The sequence below is a fragment of the Streptomyces sp. NPDC040610 genome (genome assembly GCF_055594065.1).
Map to the genome: position 1 here is coordinate 119,050 of NZ_JBVIXA010000018.1, position 20,487 is coordinate 139,536.

The 20,487-nt window shown below is 74.1% G+C and carries 15 protein-coding genes, 1 tRNA gene and 1 riboswitch; of the genes, 9 read left to right on the plus strand and 7 right to left on the minus strand.

Features of this window, described 5'->3' with window-relative positions; all coding sequences use genetic code 11:
- Positions 1-29 precede the first annotated feature (29 nt).
- From ACZ6AA_RS37670 to ACZ6AA_RS37680, 3 genes are read right to left on the minus strand one after another with little or no spacing between them, the layout of a single operon-like run.
- Positions 30-917: a geranyl diphosphate 2-C-methyltransferase gene (locus ACZ6AA_RS37670; protein WP_468453558.1), complete on the minus strand. Its 888-nt coding sequence runs from the start codon at positions 915-917 to the stop codon at positions 30-32.
- A 35-nt stretch (positions 918-952) separates the two neighbouring features.
- Positions 953-2,023 carry a family 2 encapsulin nanocompartment cargo protein terpene cyclase gene (locus ACZ6AA_RS37675; RefSeq protein WP_471462965.1) on the minus strand — a complete coding sequence of 357 codons (1,071 nt, stop codon included), beginning with the start codon at positions 2,021-2,023 and terminating at the stop codon, positions 953-955.
- On the minus strand, positions 2,008-3,495 hold the full coding sequence (locus ACZ6AA_RS37680) for a family 2B encapsulin nanocompartment shell protein (RefSeq protein ID WP_471462967.1): 1,488 nt from the start codon (positions 3,493-3,495) through the stop codon (positions 2,008-2,010). The genes ACZ6AA_RS37675 and ACZ6AA_RS37680 overlap by 16 nt, the downstream gene beginning before the upstream one ends.
- Positions 3,496-3,710: 215 nt before the next feature.
- Between ACZ6AA_RS37680 and ACZ6AA_RS37685 the strand changes: the two genes are divergently transcribed.
- The 8 genes from ACZ6AA_RS37685 (at position 3,711) to ACZ6AA_RS37720 (ending at position 12,170) form a co-directional block, all read left to right on the plus strand.
- A complete protein-coding gene (locus tag ACZ6AA_RS37685) occupies positions 3,711-4,940 on the plus strand; it encodes an alginate lyase family protein (protein WP_468453552.1) in 1,230 nt (409 codons plus the stop codon).
- 112 nt (positions 4,941-5,052) lie between these two features.
- Positions 5,053-5,126: transfer RNA gene (locus tag ACZ6AA_RS37690), tRNA-Met, on the plus strand.
- 155 nt (positions 5,127-5,281) lie between these two features.
- Entirely contained in the window at positions 5,282-5,656 is a 375-nt protein-coding gene (locus tag ACZ6AA_RS37695) for a hypothetical protein (RefSeq protein ID WP_468453550.1), read from the plus strand.
- Between the two features lie 76 nt (positions 5,657-5,732).
- Entirely contained in the window at positions 5,733-6,971 is a 1,239-nt protein-coding gene (locus tag ACZ6AA_RS37700; protein WP_471462969.1) for a PLP-dependent cysteine synthase family protein, read from the plus strand.
- The gene (locus ACZ6AA_RS37705; protein ID WP_468453547.1) at positions 6,968-8,233 is read left to right on the plus strand and encodes an MFS transporter; all 1,266 of its coding nucleotides are present in this window, start codon (positions 6,968-6,970) and stop codon (positions 8,231-8,233) included. The genes ACZ6AA_RS37700 and ACZ6AA_RS37705 overlap by 4 nt, the downstream gene beginning before the upstream one ends.
- Before the next feature lie 182 nt (positions 8,234-8,415).
- Positions 8,416-9,579 (plus strand): PP2C family protein-serine/threonine phosphatase, encoded by a 1,164-nt coding sequence (locus ACZ6AA_RS37710; RefSeq protein WP_468454271.1) that lies wholly within the window; start codon positions 8,416-8,418, stop codon positions 9,577-9,579.
- A gap of 230 nt (positions 9,580-9,809) precedes the next feature.
- Positions 9,810-9,945, plus strand: a riboswitch (cyclic di-AMP (ydaO/yuaA leader).
- A gap of 11 nt (positions 9,946-9,956) precedes the next feature.
- On the plus strand, positions 9,957-11,072 hold the full coding sequence (locus tag ACZ6AA_RS37715; protein WP_468453545.1) for a M23 family metallopeptidase: 1,116 nt from the start codon (positions 9,957-9,959) through the stop codon (positions 11,070-11,072).
- A gap of 153 nt (positions 11,073-11,225) precedes the next feature.
- Positions 11,226-12,170 carry an aldo/keto reductase gene (locus ACZ6AA_RS37720; RefSeq protein WP_468453543.1) on the plus strand — a complete coding sequence of 315 codons (945 nt, stop codon included), beginning with the start codon at positions 11,226-11,228 and terminating at the stop codon, positions 12,168-12,170.
- A 28-nt stretch (positions 12,171-12,198) separates the two neighbouring features.
- On the opposite strand, the gene ACZ6AA_RS37725 is transcribed toward ACZ6AA_RS37720, so the two are convergent.
- The 4 genes from ACZ6AA_RS37725 to ACZ6AA_RS37740 form a co-directional block, all read right to left on the minus strand.
- Positions 12,199-13,563 carry a PrsW family intramembrane metalloprotease gene (locus tag ACZ6AA_RS37725; protein ID WP_468453542.1) on the minus strand — a complete coding sequence of 455 codons (1,365 nt, stop codon included), beginning with the start codon at positions 13,561-13,563 and terminating at the stop codon, positions 12,199-12,201.
- 59 nt (positions 13,564-13,622) lie between these two features.
- A complete protein-coding gene (gene trmB / locus ACZ6AA_RS37730) occupies positions 13,623-14,480 on the minus strand; it encodes a tRNA (guanosine(46)-N7)-methyltransferase TrmB (RefSeq protein WP_471462971.1) in 858 nt (285 codons plus the stop codon).
- A gap of 225 nt (positions 14,481-14,705) precedes the next feature.
- On the minus strand, positions 14,706-15,911 hold the full coding sequence (lhgO, locus tag ACZ6AA_RS37735; protein WP_468483511.1) for an L-2-hydroxyglutarate oxidase: 1,206 nt from the start codon (positions 15,909-15,911) through the stop codon (positions 14,706-14,708).
- A 121-nt stretch (positions 15,912-16,032) separates the two neighbouring features.
- Entirely contained in the window at positions 16,033-17,487 is a 1,455-nt protein-coding gene (locus ACZ6AA_RS37740; RefSeq protein WP_468483512.1) for an MFS transporter, read from the minus strand.
- Between the two features lie 827 nt (positions 17,488-18,314).
- Here ACZ6AA_RS37740 and ACZ6AA_RS37745 point away from each other — a divergent pair.
- Entirely contained in the window at positions 18,315-20,414 is a 2,100-nt protein-coding gene (locus ACZ6AA_RS37745; RefSeq protein ID WP_468453535.1) for an asparagine synthase-related protein, read from the plus strand.
- Positions 20,415-20,487: the final 73 nt, after the last annotated feature.

Consider the following 20,487-nt stretch of genomic DNA (forward strand, 5'->3'; position numbering starts at 1 on the left):
TCGGACAGGACCTGGAAGTCCCGCCCGGATCAGACCCGGTCCGCCGCGATCAGGAGGTAGTGGAAGCTGCCCTCGCGGTACGCCGTCAGGAAGGACTGTTCTATCCCTGTGGCCAGGGGGGACCGGGAGCGGAGTTCCCAGTACGGGATGGTCCGTGGGGTCAGGTCGAGGACGGTGATGGGGATCAGGCCCGCTGTTGCCAGGGCCTTGAAGTAGGCGCTGCGGGGGTGGATGTTGCAGGTGTAGTGGGTGTCGATGTGGCTGACGGCCTTGGAGCGGCCGCCGGTGAGGTCGTTGGAGCAGCCGGTGATGCAGACGTAGCGGCCGCCGGGGGCGAGGAGGCGGGTGAACTCGGCGAACGCCTCCGTGAGGTCGACGTACATCGTTGTCTCGTTCGTCCACACGGCGTGGTGGGCGCCGGTGGGCAGGCCCGTGTCCAGCATGTTGCGGAAGTGGAAGCGGACCCGGTCGGCCACCTTGTGCCTGCGCGCCTGGTCGTTGGCGAAGTCGACCTGGTACTGGGAGATCGATACGCCGTCGACCGCGCTGCCGAAGCGCCGGTGCGCCATCAGGCTGGTGCCGCCCCGGCCCGAACCGGCGTCCAGCAGGCGGGAGTTCGCGTGCGGGGAGCCCAAGTGGTCCAGGAGGAGGTCCGCCTGGGCGCTCTCCAGGCGGTGGAGTTCCTCGGTCGTCCGCCGGGCGCGGGTGTGCTCGGGGGCGGTGAGGACGGAGGGGTCGTAGGGGCCTATGCCGTAGTGGTGGTGGTACAGGCCGTCCACCTCGCCCAGGCGCAGGTTCACGGGGTCCTGTCGGTGGGTGTCCCAGTAGGCCGCCACCGAGCGTTGGTAGTCGGTGCGCAGGACGGGGGCGGGGGGAGCGGTGGTGGCTGGGGTGGAGAGGTTTGTGGGGGAGGGCATGGGGGGTCCTTGGGGGAAGGGAGGGGTGAGGGGGGTCAGATGGTCGTGGGGGGTGCGTAGCGCGGGCTGTCGCGGTGCCATGCGAGGTTGCCGCCGCACCAGGCCGCGATGCCGGACAGGTAGCGGCGCAGTTCCGGCGGTCCGGTCCGGCCCAGGGCCGCCGACTCCGCCTCGAAGCGGTGCATCAGCTCGTCGTGGAGGTCCGCGGTGCGGTGGACGGCCTCCTGGAGGGAGCAGGAGTCCTCGGCCGCCAGGGACGTGGGGAGGTTGAAGTCGAGGGTGGCGGAGTCGTGCTCGGCGGTCAGGGAGTACAGGTCGTTCAGGAGGGAGGCGGCGAGGGCGGCCGCGGCGACGGCGCGTTCCACGCGGGGGTCGGCGCCGGTCTCCGGGGGCAGTTCGTAGCCGCCCACCGCGTCGATCACCGTCAGGCACGGCAGGAAGCTGTTCGTCTGCCGGTTCGACAGGTACTCCCACACCGACGGTAGGTGGGACGTGGCGCGCCAGGTCCCCTCCTGGGCCAGCCCCTGGAACAGCGTCGTGAGCGCGTGCCGGGCCCGGGACAGCTGGACGGGGGAGGCCAGGCACGCCAGGTGCCGTACGGCCGAGCGCAGCGCCACCAGGACCGGGTCCCGCTCCACGGCGGTCTCGAACTCGGCCGCGTACGGGGACGGCAGTCCGATCCGCTCCACCACGGCGGCCGCGACGGCGAGCCGGGAGCCGACGAGTGCGGGCGCGGCGCCGAGCCCCTCGTCGTCGCAGTAGTAGTCGTCCAGGGCCCATGTGGCCAGGACGCAGCGCGCGGGGGCCAGGAGGACGTCCACGTCGTCGGTGTCCGGGTGGCAGAGCATGATCAGGCGGCCGAAGCCGGTGCTGCGCAGGGCGTCGAGCCGGTCGGCGTAGAGGCCGGTCCGCCCGGCCCACTCGACCAGGCGGTCGTTCACCTCCTCGCCCAGCGCCCGGTCGTCCCGGAGGGGGCGGGGGCAGTGCAGCGGGGGGACGGGCACGGGCGCGGAGACCGCTGCGGGTGCGGGGGGTACCGGGCGCGGCGGGCGCGGCCTCGCCGCCGACGTGCCGAGGCCGCTGGGGCCGGTCAGGAAGCGGGACACGACGGTTCCCCGGAGCCGCCCCCGGCGCCGTCCCCGAAGCCCCCGCCCCGCCCCGCGTAGTGCCCGATCTCCACGTCCTCCAGCACCCCCAGCGCGCTCGGCAACAGCACCGCCACCGAGTAGTACGCACTCACCAGGTACGAGATGACGGCCCGCTCGTCGACGCCCATGAAGCGCACCGACAGGCTGGGCTCGTACTCGTCCGGGATGCCCGTCTGGTGCAGGCCGATGACGCCCTCGTCCTCCTCGCCCGTGCGCAGCGCGATGATCGAGCTGGTGAGCCGCCCGGATATGGGGATCTTGTTGCAGGGCAGGAACGGCACGCCGCGCCAGGCGAAGACGTGGTGGCCGTTGAACTCGGTGCCCGGCGCGTAGATCCCGGCGCGGGTGCACTCGCGGGCGAAGGCGGCGATCGTACGCCGGTGGGCGAGGAAGAACTTGGTCTTGCGGCGCATCGACAACAGCTCGTCCATGTCGTCCGGCGTGGGCGGGCCGCCGCGCGTGGAGATGCGCTGCTTGAGGTCGGCGTTGTGGAGCAGCCCGAACTCGGGGTTGTTGACCAGCTCGGACTCCTGGCGTTCGCGCAACGCCTCGACGGTGAGCCGCAGTTGCTCGTGGGTCTGGTCCATCGGCTCGTTGTAGAGGTCGGCGACGCGGGTGTGGATGCGCAGGACGGTCTGGGCGACGCTCAGCGAGTACTCGCGGGGCGCGGCCTCGTAGTCGGCGAACGTGCTGGGCAGTCCGGGCTCGTCGGCGTGCCCGGACGCCACCTCGATCTCGGCCTCGCCGCGCCTGTTCACGCGTGGCCCGGTCCGGGCGGCCGCCTCGGCCAGATGCGCGCCGAGCTCCGGCGAGCGGGCCACGATCCGCTTGGCCGCCTTGCGCGGCAGTTCGAGCAGCGTGCACGGCGTCAGCGCCCGGAACGTGAACTCCCACCGCCCGCTCCTGGCCCCGAGGCACTGCTCGCCGAAGTAGTCGCCGCCGGTGAGCGCGCCGTGCGAGTGCTCGGCCCCGTACGCCCCGGCCCCGAGCTTGTCGACCTTCCCGTGGGCGAGCAGCACGAGCCGGTCGGCCTTCGCGCCCGCCCGCGCCACCACCGTGCCCGGCGCGACCTCCCGCTGCTCGAAGCCGTCGGCAAGGGCCCGCAGCACCTCGTCGTCGGGGAAGTCCCGCAGCGCCGCGAGCTCCCGCAACTCCTGTGGGATCACCCGGACTCGGGAGCCGTGCGTCTCGAAGTCCACCCGGCCGTCGCCGATCGTGTACGTGAGCCGCCGGTTGACCCGGAAGGTGCCGCCGGAGACCTGCACCCAGGGCAGGATCCGCAGCAGCCAGCGGGACGAGATCGCCTGCATCTGGGGCGCGGACTTGGTGGTGTGCGCGAGGTTCCGCGCGGCCTGCGGGCTCAGGCTCGACCGAGGGGGGTTCGGCCCGCCCTCCGTGGCGCCCTCCGTGGAGGAGACGGGTTCCGCCATGACAGGCCTCTTCCTTCGCCGTCGAGGGACATCGGGGGAGGGCCGGCCGCGGCGCCTGCCACGGCCGCCCATCACAGTCAAGGGCGATCACCCGGCCGGGGCACGCCCACAGGGCCGATCGGGTGACGCGTACCCCGCACGGCCCATCAGCCCCTGCGCCCCCGCCCGCCCCACGGCACGCTGCCAGGGGCGCGGCCCGACTACGGAGGTGCGGGATGGCGGCAGCGGAGCGCGAGGGGCGTCGGGTGCGGGGGCTGCTCGCCGTGGCGCTGGCCCTCGCCCTGGGGATCGGCGCCACGGCCTGCGGCGGGGACGACGGCAAGGACGACGGCGTACGCCGGGCCCGCGCCGCCGACCTGCCGTTCACCCACCCCGGCGTCCTCGTCAGCAAGAAGCAGCTCGACCGCGTCCGCGCGCGCGTCGCCGCGCGCCAGGAGCCGTGGTTCAAGGCGTACGAGCAGATGCGGGCCAGCAAGTACGCCGCGAACGACTACACGGCCAAGCCGTACGCCGTCGTCGCCTGCCCGCCCGACCTGCGCCCCGGGCAGGGGTGCGTCGAGGAGCGGGAGGACGCGCTCGCCGCGTACACGCACGCCCTGCTCTACAACATCACCGGCGACCGCGCCCACGCCGCGAAGGCCGTGCAGATCATGGACGCCTGGTCCCGTGTGCTCACCCGGCACACGGAGGCGAACGCCGGGCTCCAGACCGCCTGGGCGGCCACCTCCTGGGCCCGCGCCGCCGAGGCCGTGCGCTACACCTACGACGGCTGGACCGACGGCGAACTGCTGCGCTTCGAGCGGATGCTGAGGGGCGCCTATCTGCCCCAGGTCCGCGACGGGTCCGCCGACTCCAACGGCAACTGGGACCTCGTCATGGCCGACGCCACCATCGGCATGGCCGTCTTCCTCGACGACCACGAGGCGTTCGAGCGGGCCGTGCACCACTTCCGCACCCGCGTCCCCGCCTACTTCTACCTGAAGTCCGACGGGCGCCTGCCCGTGTCGCCGGAGGGCAGCGACATCACCACCGAGGCGCAGCTCCAGAAGTACTGGTTCGGCCAGAAGACCTTCGCCGACGGGCTCTCCCAGGAGACCTGCCGCAACTTCAAGCACGCCAGCTACTCGCTCGCCGCCACCGCGCACATCGCCGAGACCGCCTGGCACCAGGGCGTCGACCTGTACGGCGAGACCAAGGACCGGCTGCGGGCCGCCCTGGAGTTCCACTCCCGCTACCAGCGCGGCGCCCCCGTGCCCGGCTGGCTGTGCGGCGGGAAGGTCCAGCGCGACATGGGGCCCGACACCGAGGTCGCCCTCAACCATCTGCGCGGCCGCCTCGGCCTCGACCTGCCGCAGACCCAGCGGCTCACCTCCGAGCGGCGGCCCGAGGGGACGGACGACCTGTTCGTGGCCTGGGAGACGCTGACGCACGCCGAGAACACGTGACGGCGGGGTCCGCCAGGGGCGCCCGCGGGGCCCCGCGGGCGCCCCGCCGAGGGGGGCATTCGTAACCGGTTCGCTTTCCGCACGTCGCATGGCGTACTGTTGGGTTCACCGACGCGGGGTGGAGCAGCTCGGTAGCTCGCTGGGCTCATAACCCAGAGGTCGCAGGTTCAAATCCTGTCCCCGCTACTGAAACCGAAGGCCCGGAATCGTTCATCGATTCCGGGCCTTCGGCATGTGCGGACGTGTTTCGGCTGTACGTGGCGTTGTTTCACGCCGTTGTCGGCGTCGGGCTTTGCGTTGACTCATGTGCCGTGCGTAGCTTGGTGGTCACTATGAGTCGGGTGCGCTACGTGCTCTCGGTGGTGCTGCTCACCGCCTGTGCGCTGTTCGCCGGTGTGTGCCACGGGCCGCACGGGCTCACCGCCGCGACCGCGGTCACCGCGGCCCCGCCCGTCCACCACGTCTGCCCCGGCCCCGGCCACGGCGAGCACGCCGGGTCGGCGCACCCCGCGGCGCTCGCGGCGCAGCCCGCCGACCGGGAGCGGCAGGACGGGGCGGGCGGCAAGGGCGGCAAGACCGGCAAGGGCGCCCTCGGGGGCGTCCCCGCGGCGGACACGGCGGCCCGTCTCGTCCGGTGCGCGCCGCCCCGCGCCGGGCCCTGTTGCGCCAAGGCGGGCCAGCGGCTCCTCGTCGCCATCGGAGTGGACCGGAACTGAGGGTGCCCCGGAGTTCCCGCGCGGACTCCCACGCCACCCCCCATCCACGTACCGAAGCACCGAAGGACACCCCCGCATGATCGGCAACCTTCAGCCCGCGGCGGCCGCCGTGGGCAACACACCCGTGCTCTGGATCGACGAACCCTCGCCCGACGGCGGCCGCGGCTACTGGGCCAAGCTCGAAGGCTTCAACTTCGGAGGCATCAAGGACCGGGCCGCCCTGCACATGGTCGAACGGGCCCGCGCCCGCGGCGATTTGCGGCCCGGCGCGCCCATCGTCGAGTCCACGTCCGGCACCCTCGGCCTCGGCCTCGCCCTCGCGGGCGTGCACTACGGCCACCCCGTGCACATCGTCACCGACCCCGGCCTCGAACCCATCGTCGAGCGGATGCTGACCGCGCACGGCGCCCGCGTCCACCTCGTCCGCGAACCCGGGCCCGTGGGCGGCTGGCAGCAGGCCCGGGTCGAGCGGGTCGCCGCGCTGATGGAGCGGCCGGAGTTCACCGGCGCCTGGTGCCCGAACCAGTACCACAACCCCGAGAACCAGGCCGCGTACCGGCCCCTCGCCGACGAACTCGTCCGGCAGATCGGCCAGTTCGACGTCCTGGTGTGCGCCGTCGGCACCGGCGGGCACTCCGCCGGGATCGCCCGGACCCTGCGCGCGCACGCCCTGCCCGGCCTCGAACTCGTCGGCGTGGACAGCGTCGCGTCCACCATCTTCGGGCTCACCGCCGGGCCCCGCCTGATGCGCGGGCTCGGCTCGTCGATCCACCCGCGCAACGTCGACCACGCCGCCTTCGACGAGGTCCACTGGGTGGGCCCCGCCGAGGCCGTGCGCAGCGCGCGGCGGCTCGCCGGGCGGCAGTTCGCCTCGGGCGGCTGGAGCGTGGGCGCGGTGGCGCTCGTCTCGGCGTGGCTCGCCCGTACGCGGCCGCGCGGGACGCGGATCGCGGCGGTGTTCCCGGACGGGCCGCAGCGGTACTTCGACACGGTGTTCAACGACGAGTACTGCGACGCGAACGGGCTGCTCGGCCGCCCCGGCACGATCCCGGACGAGCCCGTGGAGGTGCCGGGCCCAGGCGACGGGGTGGTGGCGTGGAGCAGGTGGCGGGCCGGGCGGTGCGCGACGGCTCCGCGGTGGGACGTGCGCGGTGAGGTGCGCGGCGGTGAGGCGCGGGGTGCGGTGAGTCTGTCCGGCGGTGGCGGTGGTCCCGGTCTTCCCGGCGAGCCCGTCGGCGCGTCGGGGCTCCCCGGCGAACCCGTCGGCGCCCACGGCCACCCCGTCGCCGTGCCGGGCGAAGGCGTCGTCCAGTGACCCAGGTCTGGGCCCGCGCGCGCACCTTCGAGCCCGCCGTGCAGCTCCTCTTCGTCAACCAGTTCAGCATCAACCTCGGCTTCTACATGCTGATGCCGTACCTAGCGGCCCACCTCTCCGGCGAACTCGGGCTCGCTGCCTGGGCGGTGGGCCTGGTGCTCGGCGTGCGGAACCTCTCCCAGCAGGGGATGTTCCTGGTCGGCGGCGCGCTCGCCGACCGGCTCGGGTACAAGCCGATGATCGTCGCCGGGTGTGCCCTGCGCACCGGCGGCTTCGCGGCGCTCGCGTTCGCGCAGACGCTGCCGGTGCTCATCGCGGCGTCGGCGGCGACCGGGCTCGCGGGGGCGCTGTTCAATCCGGCGGTACGCGCGTACGTCGCCGCCGAGGCGGGCACGCCGGAGCGCCGCGTGGAGGCGTTCGCGCTGTTCAACGTCTTCTACCAGACCGGCATCCTGGTCGGCCCGCTCGTCGGACTCGCCCTGACCGGCGTGGACTTCAAGCTCACGTGCGCGGTGGCGGCGGTGCTCTTCGCCCTTCTCTCGGTGGTGCAGGTGCTGCGCCTGCCGGTGCGCAAGGGGGAGGCGGCGGCCGGGGACGGCCCGGACGCGGCCCAGGGGCAGTGGCGGGCCGTGTTCGGCAACCGGCCGTTCTGGCTGTTCTCGCTCGCCATGACCGGCTCGTACGTCCTGTCGTTCCAGGTGTACCTCGCGCTGCCCCTCGAAGTGGAGCGGCTGCTCGGCGGGGGCACGGCGACGACGGTCGCGACCAGTGCGCTGTTCGTGGTGTCGGGGCTCGTCGCGCTCGTCGGGCAGCTGCGGATCACCGACTGGTGCAAGCGCACCTGGACGCGGGAGCAGTGTCTGGTCGCCGGGCTCGCCCTGATGGGCGCCGCGTTCCTGCCGCCTGCCCTGGGCGGACCCGGGTACGCGGGCGTCACGGCGCTGCTGCTGTGCGCGGCGGCGCTGGCGGCCGCGAACGCCGTGCTCTACCCCTTCGAGATGGACACCGTCGTCTCGCTCGCGGGGGAGAGGTGGGTGGCCACGCACTACGGCCTCTACAACACGGTCTGCGGCGTCGGCATCACCGCGGGGAACCTCGCGATGGGCGCGCTGCTCGACGTGGCGGAGGACCGGGGGCTGCCCGCGGTGCCGTGGCTCGCGCTCGCCGCGCTCGGCGGCGGCTGCGCGCTGGCGCTGCGCTCGCTGGGCAGGTCCGGTCGGCTCGCGGCGCCGGTGCCGGTGCTCGGGGGTGACGCGGCCTGACCCTCGCGCGCCCGGGGCGTGCGGTGCCGGTCCCACTCGGCCCCACGCCTCCGGGCGCGTCCCCGCCCCACCACACGGCTCACCCACTCGGCCCACATCAGGTCGCCCCGGGCCCCCGCTGCGGGAAGCCTGGATGGGCCGACGCGGCGCTGATGCGGTGGAGTGGAGTGGTGGTGGTTGCTGTGCGTGGTGGGGGGCCTGATGGTGCGCGGGGCGGCCCGGGGGGTGGGGGTGAGGAGCCCGGGGGTGGCAGGCCCGGTGAGCGGGCCCTCGTCCGCGCGCTGCCCCCGCTCCTCCTCGTCGCCGGGGTCTGCTTCGAATTGCTCACGCCGCCCCAGTTCACCGCGTCCCCGCTGTTCGCCGCCGCTCCCCTGATCACCGCCCCGTTCTTCCGGCTGCGGACCACCGTGGCGGCCGCCGCCGTGTCCTGCCTCGCCGTACTCGCCCTGCGCGTGAGCCAGCAGGGCAACCGCGCCGACGTACAGGTCGTCACCGAGTTCCTGACCATGCTGACCGTCGGCATCCTGGCCGTCGTCATCAACCGGGTCGTCCGCCGCGGCGACGCCCGCCTCGCCTCCGCCCGCTCCATCGCCGAGGCCGCCCAGCGCGCGGTCCTGCCGCAGCCCGACCCGCGGATCGGCGGCCTGGACATCGCCGCGCGGTACGAGGCGGCGGAGGCCGACGCGTTCATCGGCGGTGACCTGTACGCCGTGCAGGACACCCCGCACGGGGTGCGGCTCGTCGTCGGTGACGTACGGGGCAAGGGGATGGGCGCGGTGGCCGCCGTCGCCGTCGTCATCGGGGCCTTCCGGGAGGCCGCCGAGCAGGAGGCCACGCTGGAGGCGGTGGCGCAGCGCCTGGAGCGCGCCCTCGCGCGGGAGGGCACGCGGCGCGACGGGCTCGACGCCTTCGAGGGGTTCACCACGGCGGTCCTCGTGGAGATCCCGCGCGGCGACGAGGGCACCGTACGGATCATCAACCGCGGCCACCCCGAACCGCTGATGCTGCGCGCCGACGGGCGGCTGTGCGTGCTCTCGCCGTCCGAGCCCGCGCTGCCGCTCGGCATGGGCGACCTCGGCGCCTGGCCGGACCGCGCGGACCAGAGCCCGTTCCCGCCGGGGGCCACGCTGCTGCTCTACACCGACGGGCTCTCCGAGGCCCGGGACGAGGACGGCCGGTTCTACGTCCCCGCCACCCGGCTCGGCGGCCGGATCTTCCCCGGCCCCGCGGGCCCCGACTCGCTCCTCGCGACCCTCGTCGACGAGGTCCGCCGGCACACCGGGGGCGCCGCCACGGACGACCTGGCGATGCTCGCCGTACGCCGCCCGGTGACGGTCGGTGACTGAAGAGCACCCCTCCGCAGCCTGATTGACGCGATGTCAGCACGTCGTGGAGATCCAGAACGCTGCGGTGCGTCATGGCCTCCGCTCAACTCGCCCTACTCCAGCCGCTGATGTCCCTTGTGTTCGTAGCGTAAGCGTTAACGATCAGACGGAACAGCTTGGAATACGGCACCGCTGTCTATTAACGTTCGATAACGCAGCGCGGTCGTCCCAGTCGGCACTCCAGTCGGCTCCGTGCGCACGCGCCTAATCCCGCAAGGGAGCCGGGGAACCACCACATTGGGGTGAATCGGGCAAGCGGCACGCCCGTAGGAGACCTTCCTGCTCCGAACCCGTCAGCTAACCCGGTAGGCGAGAAGGAAGGAAAGGAGTGCGCCCCCGTGGCGTCCAACCGGCCTGCCCCCGAAGCGCTCTACGTACCGAACGACGACTCCGAAGAAGGACCGGAAGGTCCCGACAGATCCACGGGGTTCGGCGGGTACGCCCCCCAGGAGCCGTGGGAGGAGTGGAACCCCACCGCGGAGTCCATCCGCCCCGTGCGCGGCAGGCACCGGGTCCACAAGAAGGGCGGCGGCGGACTCGCGCGCAGCTCCACCGTCCTCGGCGTCGGCGTCATCGCGGCCGTGGGCGCGGGCGGCATCGCCACCGCGCAGGGCGGCAAGCCGCCGGTCTCCATCGCCATGCCGGACATGTCGGCGGTCACCGACCAGCTCCCGGAGGCCAAGTCCCTGCCGGGCGTGGGCTCCCTGATATCCGACGACTCCGACGGCGGTGCCGACACCTCCACCGTCGCGGCCGCCGCGCCGCTCAGCTCCGCGGGCGTCACCACCGCCGACGCCGAGCGCGGCACCACCGGCGCGGGCGAGGCCCTGCGCGCCCGCATCATGCAGCAGGCCGAGAACCAGCAGCACCAGGCGGAGGACGCCCAGCGCCTCGCCGCCGAGGACGCCGCCGTGAAGAAGGCCGCCGAGCAGGCCAAGGCCCAGCAGGACAAGGCGGAGGCGGCCGCGAAGGCCAAGGCCGCCGAGGAGAAGCGCAAGAAGGCGGAGGCCGCGCGCAAGAAGGCCGAGGCGGCGCGCCTCGCCAAGCTCGCCAAGGCGTTCTCGCTGCCCACCTCCTCGTACACCCTCACCTCGCACTTCGGCGACTCCGGCTCCATGTGGTCCTCCGGCCAGCACACCGGCCTGGACTTCGCCGCCCCCACCGGCACGCCCCTCAAGGCCGTGCACACCGGCACCATCAAGTCGGCGGGCTGGTCGGGGTCGTACGGCTACCGCACGGTCCTGGAGCTGGAGGACGGCACCGAGATCTGGTACTGCCACCAGTCCTCGATGAGCGTCAGCGTCGGCCAGAAGGTCACCACGGGCGACGTCATCGGCCGCGTCGGAGCGACCGGCAACGTCACCGGACCGCACCTCCACATGGAGGTCCACACCAGCGGCGGCGCCAACATCGACCCGCTGGCCTGGCTGCAGGGCAAGGGCCTCAACCCGTAACACCCCACCGGCTCCGGCGGTCCTGGCGACGACCCCCCGACGCCAGGGCCGCCGGTTGGGATCCGTGACGGCGGAGCCACACCGGGGAGGGGGGCGGGGATTTCCGTGGGCCACACACGGAATTCGTTCCCCGGTGCGGATGTTGAGCCCGTTATGACCACACTCCGCCCGCTGGGCTCCTCCGACCTCGAAGTATTCCCCCTCGCCCTCGGCGGCAACGTCTTCGGCTGGACCGCGGACGAGACCCAGTCCTTCGCCGTACTCGACGCCTACACGGCCGCGGGCGGCAACTTCGTCGACACCGCCGACGTGTACTCGGCCTGGGCGCCCGGCAACAAGGGCGGCGAGTCCGAGACCGTGCTCGGCCGCTGGCTCGCCGCGCGCGGCAACCGCTCCGACGTCGTCATCGCCACCAAGGTCGGCGCCCACCCCGACTACAAGGGCCTCGCGGCGAACACCATCAAGTCCGGCGTCGAGGAGTCGCTGCGCCGCCTCGGCACCGACTACATCGACCTGTACTACACGCACTACGACGACCCGTCCGTGCCGGTCGAGGAGTTCGTCACCGCCCTCGACGAGCTGGTGCGCTCCGGCAAGGTCCGGGCGATCGCCGCGTCCAACATCAGCGCCGAACGCCTCCAGGAGTCCCTGGACTTCTCCGACCGCGAGGGCCTGGTGCGGTACGTCGCGCTGCAGCCGCACTACAACCTGGTCTCCCGCGACACCTACGAGGGCCCGCTCCAGGAGGTCGCGTCCCGCTCGGGCCTCGCGGCCATCCCGTACTACTCCCTCGCGTCCGGCTTCCTGACCGGCAAGTACCGCCCCGGCGCCGAGGTCGACAGCGCGCGGGCCGGCAGCGCGGGCGCCCACCTGGAGACCGAGCGCGGCCAGCGCGTCCTCGCCGCCCTCGACGCGATAGCCGAGGAGCGCGGCGCCCAGCACGCGACGGTCGCCCTCGCCTGGCTCGCCGCCCAGCCGACGGTGGCGGCGCCGCTCGCCTCCGCGCGCACGGCCGAGCAGCTTCCGGCGCTGCTGGAGGTGGCCGACCTCGACCTGACCCAGGACGAGGTGGCCCGCCTCACCGCCGCGTCGGCGTGAGCGGACCGGGCGCGCGGCGGTCCGTGCGTCAGGTGCGGTAGGGGTTGTACGAGGGGTAGGCGGGGCCCGGTGATCCGTACGGGGCGGGGGGTGCGGCGCGGGTGCCGTACGCGGAGTACGGCATGTGCGGCGGGCCGTACGCCGTGTACGGCAGCGGCACCACGACCGGCGCCGTCACCCGTGCCGCGTACGCGAGCGCGGGCCGCACCACCTCGCGGCGCTCCCACAGCGCGTCGAGCAGCTCCCGCTCCCGGACGGCGAAGTCGGCGCGGGCCCTGCCCCGGCCCGCCCGGTGCCGAAGCAGCGCGAGCGACGTCGCGTACGTCTCGTACGCGGTGACGGTCCGCCCGCCCGGTCTGCCCAGGTGGTGCGTGGCGTAGTCGCGGGCGAGGTTCCGCGCGGGCATCGAGCCGAGCGCGTACGGCTCGGCCGCGGTCAGCCAGCCCGCCGCCACATAGGCGGGCAGCTCGGCGCGCACCAGGCGCAGTTCGCGCTGGCGCAGCCAGACGGCCAGCCAGCAGAGCAGTCCGAACAGGGGCAGCATGAAGGTCGCGTACACGACGAAGAAGCCGTACTCGCCGAAGCTCGCCGAGCCGTTCCAGAAGGCGTGCAGGCCCATGGCGAGCAGCAGCCCGGCGATCGGCAGGAGTATCCGCCGGACCGTGTGCCGCTCGCCGCTGAGGGCGGCGATCCCGAAGCCGATGCCGGTGAGCACGGTGAACAGCGGATGCGCGAACGGCGACATCACGACCCGGACGAAGAACGTCGCGGCCGTCACCGACGCGAGGCCGGTCTCGCCGCTGAGCTGGTCGGTGCCGAAGGCGTTGCCCAGATAGAGGATGTTCTCGGTGAAGGCGAAACCGGTCGCGGTGACGCCCGCTATGACGAAGCCGTCGACGACACCGGTGAAGTCCGCTCTGCGGAAGAGGAAGACAAGGAGGACGGCCGCCGCCTTCGCGGTCTCCTCCACGATCGGGGCGATGACGGTCGCGCCGAGCGTGTCGGCGCTCGTCGGGTCGGCGGTCGCGGTGGCTATCCAGCGGGTCGCGAAACTGTTCGCGACGATCGCTATCAGCGCCGCCGCGCAGGCGCCCCAGGCGAAGGCGAACAGCAGATTCCGCCACGGCCCCGGCGCCACCCGGTCCAGCCACCGGAACGCGGCGATGAGCAGCGGCACCGGCAGCGTGGCGAGGCCGAGGCCCACCAGGAACCCCTCGGTGCCGGTCTGCTGACGCACCAGCGCGAGGATCACGAGACCGGAGAGCGCAAGCAGCGTGACCGGCGCGGCCGCCCTGATCGCCCGCCGCTGCCACCAGTGCGGATGCCGGGATCCGGGTACTCCGGCGGGCCCGGCGGGCGCCGGGTTCGTCGGGTACGCGGGACTGGTGGCCACGGCTTTGACAGTAACGAGGGTTGTGGCGGACCGCGATGGTGCCTCGGGGGCCGAGGGTCTCAGGAGCGGGGACGGTCCTCGGGGGCGGCCGGTTCCACCGGTGCCACCGGGATCTCCCGCGGCTGCTCCGCGAGGGTGGCGGCGCGGCGGAACAGCAGGTCGTGGACGACGTGCCCCTTCCGCAGGCCCTGGCCCTCGAAGCGGGTCTGCGGCCGGAAGTCGGGCCGCGGCGCGTACCCGCCGTCCTCCTGGACGTTCTCGAAGTCCGGGTGCGCGGTCAGCACCTCCAGCATGTGCTCCGCGTACGGTTCCCAGTCCGTCGCGCAGTGCAGCAAGCCGCCCGGCTTGAGGCGGGGCGCGAGGAGGCTCAGGAACTCCGGCTGGATCAGGCGGCGCTTGTTGTGCCGGGCCTTCGGCCATGGGTCCGGGAAGTACACGCGGACGCCGTCCAGGGACTCCGGGGCGAGCATCTCCGTCAGGAGGATCACGGCGTCGCCGTTCGCCACCCGGACGTTGGACAGCCCGTTGCGCTCCGCGAGATTGAGCAGGTTGCCCTGGCCCGGGGTGTGCACGTCCACGGCGAGGATGCGGGTGCCGGGGTCGGCGGCGGCCATCTGGGCGGTGGCCTCGCCCATGCCGAAGCCGATCTCCAGGACGACGGGGGTGCTCCCGTCGGCGTGCCCACCGCCCTCGGCGTCCGCCGCGAACAGTGCGTCCAGGTCCAGGACTTCCTTGCCGTCGATGTCCAGACCCCACTGGGGCCAGAGCCTGCGCAGGGCGTCGCCCTGGGCGGTCGTGACGCGGCTGCGGCGCGGCGTGAAGCTGCGGATCCGCCGCTCGAACCTCGACCCGGTCGGGTCGGGCGCGGGTCCGTCGGGAAAGCGGGGGGTGCCCTTCGGGCGGGGGTTCTCAGACACAGTGGGGCGATTTTACCGGGGGTCCGGCCTTCGCGGGGCGCCCCAGGCCCGCCCCTTCCCGAACCCGGGGCTCCGCCCCGGACCCCGTATCGGCGCTCCGCGCCTCGTCCTCAAACGCCGGAGGGGCTGGAAAATCCAGCCCCTCCGGCGTTTGAGGAGCGGGGTCTGGGGCGGAGCCCCAGTTACGGGAAGGGGTGGGACTGGGGCGCCCCGCGAGGGCACCGCTCACATCGCGGCAAGGACCCGCCGCGCGACCTCCCGCCCGATCGGCAACGACGCCGTCGCCGCAGGCGAGGGCGCGTTGAGGATGTGAACGGCACGGGGCCCCTCCCGGATGAGGAAGTCATCGGCGAGCGACCCGTCCCGCAGGACGGCCTGCGCCCGCACCCCGGCGGCGGCGGGCAGCAGATCCTCGGCCCGCACAGCCGGAAGGAGCCGCCTCACGGCGTCGGTGAAGGCCCCCTTGGACAGCGACCGCCGCAGCTCCCCGGCCCCGTACCGCCAGTGCTCCCGGGCCATCCGCCAGGCCCCCGGCCAGGCAAGCGTCCCGGCGAGCTCCCGGGGCCGCACGACCGACCATCCGTACCCCTCGCGGGCGAGCGCGGGCACCGCGTTGGGCCCGACGTGCACCCCGCCGTCGACGCCGCGCGTGAGGTGGACACCGAGGAAGGGGAAGGCGGGGTCGGGCACGGGATACACCAGGCCCCGCACGAGCCCGGGCCGCGCCAGCGTGAAGTACTCCCCCCGGAAGGGCACGATGCGCATGTCGGGCTCGTCGCCGGTGAGCCGGGCGATCCGGTCGCAGTGGAGCCCGGCGCAGTTCACGAGGACCTTGCCGCGCACGACGTCCCCGGCGGCGGTGCGCACGGCGACGCCGAGGTCGGCGCGCCGGTCGATCCGCACGACCTCCGCGCCGTAGCGCACCTCGACGCCGGAGGCGCGGGCGAGCTGGGCGGCGACGGCTCCGTAGTCGCATATCCCGGTGGTGCCGACGTGGATGGCGGCGAGGCCCTCCACGCAGGGTTCGTACTCGGCGATCTGGGCGGGGCCCAGCTCGCGGACCGGAATGCCGTTCTCCCGGCCGCGCTGGACGAGGGCGTGCAGGCGGGGCAGCTCGGCGCGGTCGGTGGCGACGATGAGCTTGCCGGTGACCTCGTGCGCGATGCCGTACTCCGCGCAGAACTTGACCATCTCGGCGGCGCCCCGCACGGCGTACCGCGCCTTGAGGGAGCCGGGGCGGTAGTAGATCCCGCTGTGGATGACGCCGCTGTTGCGCCCCGTCTGGTGGCGGGCGGGGCCGCGCTCCTTCTCCAGGACGGTGACCCGCGTGCCGGGCGCCGCCCGGGTCAGGGCATACGCCGCCGCGAGCCCGACGATCCCGCCCCCGACCACGAGCACGTCACAGTCGTACGCCACAGCACCTCGCCCCATCGCCCTTCACCTCCCACCCCCGATACTGCCTTGCGCCACTGACAACCCCGCCAAACCTGCGATCGGGGAGAGCCGCGGCACGCCCGTGCCCGCGGCGGGCGACCCTGCCGCGGGCCCCGGCCTACGCGGGAGCGACCAGCAGTGGCCGCGCCCGCTCCCGCAGCTCCACCACCCGGGGCTCGTCGCCGTACGGCTCCAGGCGGTGCAGCAGGTCCTTCACGTACTCGGTGGTCCGCGCGGACGAGATCCGTCCGGCGACCTCCACGGCCCGCACCCCCTGCTCGCACGCGGCGTCGAGGTTGCCCGACTCCAGCTCGGCGACGGCCGACACCACGAGCCGTAATCCGTGCGAGCGCACGAACTCCTCGGTGGGCCGGGACAGGGCCTGCTCGGTGAAGCGGCGCACCTGGCGGGGCGCCTTCAGGTCGCGGTAGCACTCGGCGGCGTCCGCGGCGAAGCGGTCGTAGCCGTAGAAGCCGAGCCAGGAGGGGTCGTTGTCGCCGTCCCTGGCCCGCTCCAGCCAGCCCTCGGCGGCCCGCAGCGCGGCCCCGGCGGCGGGCGCGTCGCTGGCGCGCGCGTGCGCGCGTGCCTCCACGAGCCGGAAGAAGCTCATGGTGCGCGCGGTGGCGAGCCCCCTGTTGCGTTCGAGCGCGGCCTGCGCCAGGTCCACGCCCTCGTCGCCGAAGCCCCGGTACGTCGCCTGGAGGGACATGGACGCGAGGACGTATCCCCCCAGGGGCACGTCGGCGGCCGCGCGGGCGAGCCGCAGGGCCTGGATGTAGTACCGCTGGGCGGCCTCCTGCTGGCCGGTGTCGAAGGCCATCCACCCGGCGAGCCGGGTGAGTTCGGCGCTGGCTCCGAAGAGGGCGCGTCCCACCTCGTCGGAGTACGAACCGAGGAGCAGCGGCGCCGCCTCGACGCGCAGGCACTCGGGGACCATGGAGGAACGCCAGTCCCCGCCGCCGTACTTGGAGTCCCAGCGGCGCGCGTCCTCGGCCGCCTCGCGCAGCTTCAGGACGTCGCTGTGGCCGACCTTCATCGGCGGTCCGCCGTCGTCCTGGTGGGCCGCGTCGGGCGCCCCGTCGAGCGAGGAGTGCGAGGCGTCACGCGCGACGGAGCTGTCGGCCGGGGTTATCAGCCAGCGGGAGGCGGGCGTGGCGTACGCGCTGACCGCGAAGGAGCCGGCCAGGGACTGCCAGATGCCGCCGCCGGTCCTGCGTCCGGCCAGGTCCAGGCGGTACAGCTCGGTGGCCGACTTCACCGCGGCGCCCACGTCGCGCGGGAAGGCGAGGCCCACCTCGGGGGCCGGGTCCGCGTCGGCGAGGCCGATTTCGTGCAGGGGCACGGGGCGGCCGAGCTTCTGCCCGATGGCGGCGGCGATGAGGTGCGGGGCGGCGCCCTGCGGCACCATGCCCTTGGACACCCAGCGGGCCACCGAGGTCTTGTCGTAACGAAGCGTCAACCCGCGCTGCGCGCCGAGGTCGTTGACTCTGCGGGCGAGTCCCGCGTTGCTGATTCCCGCGAGGGCGAGAACGGTGCCGAGCTTCTCATTCGGCCCGCGTTGCTCCCTGGACATGGCCACCCCTCGACACAGACGGCTGCCGGGCAGTGGCTCGACCGCACGGCATTCGTGCTGCGTTCCCCCGGGGGACAGCGACTGGGTGCCCGGCCCGTCGGCGTGTCGTGCGCCGCGGCCTCGATCCCCGGCCGCAAGAGCACTTGGCCGAGCCCCCAGGTATATGCCTCCGCGAAAACATCAGCACACCCAGCGTAGTTCCACGGATCCCAAGCGTTAAGAGGCGCAGTTCCGTATGGCGAGATTGTTGTCCGTACGGGAGTGCGGGGGTGCCGCCGCGCGCTCCGGGTGTGTGGCCGTGCGCCCATGTGTGCGCTCTTCTCCGGCCATGTGGGGAGCGCTTCCATGGTTGGTGCGTGGGTCGGCCCGCTGCGCTGGAGTCAGTGGGCTGGGGGACACCGCCGCCTCCATCCCCGCGGGCGGCGGACCGGTCCGGGAGGCGCACACCGCCTCCCGGGCTGTGCGTGGGTGACGCGGCGCGCCAAGGGGCGGTCGAGCGTGTTCGGCCATGGCTGAATTGGCCGAAAATCGACCCCACGAAAGTGTGCCCAAGCCGTCCCACGTCCCCTTGTCGGTGCCGTTGCCGCCTCAACGACCGATCGCCCAGGGCGCGTTCGCGCCGGTGTGAGCGCCTCCGCAGGCGCGCCCGCGCGCCTCCTTCGTGGCAGCATGGGACCCCGGTCCCTCGGTTCCCGGGCGCGCTGGTGCCGTCCTCGGCCCCCCGCCCCCGGTTTCCGTACTCGGGCGGACCAGTCGCGGATCGGTTCCGGATGCGTGCCGGATCAGTTCCTGGGCGCACTGGCCGTCCACAGCCTGTGGAGGCGGCGATGCGGTGGTTGGTGGGGTGGAGCAGTACCACCACTGGACCCCATGGGGGCGCTGCCGCCGTCGGCACGGCGGGTGCCACCGGTGCCGACGGCGAGACACTGCACCCCGTGGGATCCCAGCTGCTCTGGGGCGACCCGGACCCGCTGTGGGCGGTCGGCGACTGGCGCGCCGACGAGGTGCGCACGGTGAAGGCCGACGACCGCACCCGGATCGCGGTGCTCGGCACCTGCGGCGCCAGCGACGAGGAGCTGCGGGTCAGCCTGTTCGCCGCGCGCGGCGGCGCCCTGCGGCACCTGACGGCCTGGCCCGGCAGCTACACCGCCGTCGTCCAGGTCGGCCGCCGCGTGATGATCGCCGGTGACCTCGCGGGCGCGCGGCCCGTGTTCTTCACCCCCTGGGCGGGCGGCACGGCGTACGCCACGGCCGCGCTGCCGCTCGCCGACCTCGTCGAGGCCAACCTGGACATCGGGCACCTCGCGGCGCTGCTCGCGGCCCCCGACGTCCCGGAGGCGCTGCAGGACTCCACCCCGTACCAGGACGTGCGCCGCGTGCCCCCCGGGCATGCCCTCATCCTCCGCGCGGGCGCACGGGAGATCGCCGGGTACGAACCCGTCGCCTCGCTCGCCGTCGCGGCGCCCGCGGCCGACGAGGCGGGTGCGCTGGGCGGGGTCAGGGACGCCCTCGTCGAGGCGGTACGCGCGCGTCTGCGCGCGCCCCGGCACGTACCCGGCACGGACATCGACCCCGGGCCCGTGCCCGGCATGGGGCCCGCCGAGCGGCGGGCCGCGCGGGGCATGCCCGTGCCCGGCATCGGAGCCGACCTCTCCGGAGGGCCCGCTTCGGGAACCCTCGCTCTCCTTGCCGCCGGTCTCCCCGGGATGCCCGGCACGGTCCTCGGGCACGGCACCGGCGCCGGTGAGCGCCTCCTCGCCGTCACCTTCAACGACCTCGTGTCCGGCGGCCGCGAGGCCGAACTGGAGCGCGCGGGCGCCATCGCCGCCAACCCCCGGCTGCACCACGTCGTCGTCGCGGCGGGCGAGGAGGCCCTGCCGTACGCCGATCTGGACGGGCCGCTCACCGACGAGCCCAGCGCCGTCATCGTCACCGCCCAGCGCCACCGCGCGCGGCTCGCCGCGGGCAGCGCCGACCACTTCACCGGCTATGGCGCGCGGCAGGTCCTCGACGCCCATCCGGCGCGCCTGGCCGACCTGTTGATGGACCGCAAGCGGCGGCACCTGGTGCGGCCCGTGACGGCCCTCGCCAAGGCCGAGGGCTCCGTCATGGTCCCCGCGCGCGTGTACGGCGCCGCCCGCAAGCTCGCCCGTACGACGCACCGCGCGGGTGTGCAGTCGCTCGCCGACCGCCTGCTCCACCGCCACTTCGAGGAGCCCGGCGGGGCCGTGGGCGCCTCGCTCGCCGCGCTGGCCTGGGCCAGACCGGGGCCGGCCGCGCGCTGGCTCACCGGTGAGGCCCTCGCTGAAGTATCGGTTCGCCTCCAGGAGGCGGTGACGCGGCCTGGACCCGGGCCGGGGCAGCGGCCCGGTGAGTTCCGCGCGCGTGCGGCGCTCTTCCGGCACGCGGCGGACCTACGCGTCCTGGAGCAGGCCGCCGAGGTCCGCTTCCAGCGGCTGCACGCGCCGTTCCTCGACAACCAGGTCGTACGCGCCTGCCGGGCGCTGCCGGAGTCCCTGCGGGTGCGGCCCGGGGCGCGCGCCGCGATCCTGCGCAGCGTGCTCGAAGGCGCCGGGGTCGCCGAACTCCCGCCCGGCTGGGGCGCGCCCTCGCACGCCTCCGCGGCCGCCGCCGCCCGCACGGGTCTGCGGGTCGCCGTGCACGACCTCGTCGACCTCTTCGACACGCCCCTGCTCGCCCAGGCCGGGCTCGTCGAGGCGCGCGTCGTCCGCAAGGCCCTGCGGGCCGCCGCCGACGGTGAACCCCTCCCGCTGGACGGCCTCGCCGACCTCGTCTCCACCGAGATCTGGCTCCGCCGTCTCCTCTCTCGGCGTGGCACGTGCTGGACGGGCACGCCGGCGCGCCAGCGGGCCGTTCCGACGGGCTCCGTCGTGCCGGAGCGGGGGGCGCTGGGCGCTGGGCGCTGACCGCTGCGCGGGGCTTGGGGGACGGGGGTGCGTCGGCCCCGGGGTGGCGCCTGCCTGCACCGCCGCTTCGCGG

Bases quoted from the DNA above. Each gene is read 5' to 3' on its own strand.
- ACZ6AA_RS37740 (WP_468483512.1), bottom strand. From the start codon at position 17,487: ATGTCCAGGGAGCAACGCGGGCCGAATGAGAAGCTCGGCACCGTTCTC.
- ACZ6AA_RS37680 (WP_471462967.1), bottom strand. From the start codon at position 3,495: ATGGCGGAACCCGTCTCCTCCACGGAGGGCGCCACGGAGGGCGGGCCG.
- ACZ6AA_RS37700 (WP_471462969.1), top strand. From the start codon at position 5,733: ATGATCGGCAACCTTCAGCCCGCGGCGGCCGCCGTGGGCAACACACCC.
- ACZ6AA_RS37720 (WP_468453543.1), top strand. From the start codon at position 11,226: ATGACCACACTCCGCCCGCTGGGCTCCTCCGACCTCGAAGTATTCCCC.
- ACZ6AA_RS37745 (WP_468453535.1), top strand. From the start codon at position 18,315: ATGCGGTGGTTGGTGGGGTGGAGCAGTACCACCACTGGACCCCATGGG.
- ACZ6AA_RS37685 (WP_468453552.1), top strand. From the start codon at position 3,711: ATGGCGGCAGCGGAGCGCGAGGGGCGTCGGGTGCGGGGGCTGCTCGCC.
- ACZ6AA_RS37670 (WP_468453558.1), bottom strand. From the start codon at position 917: ATGCCCTCCCCCACAAACCTCTCCACCCCAGCCACCACCGCTCCCCCC.
- lhgO (WP_468483511.1), bottom strand. From the start codon at position 15,911: ATGGGGCGAGGTGCTGTGGCGTACGACTGTGACGTGCTCGTGGTCGGG.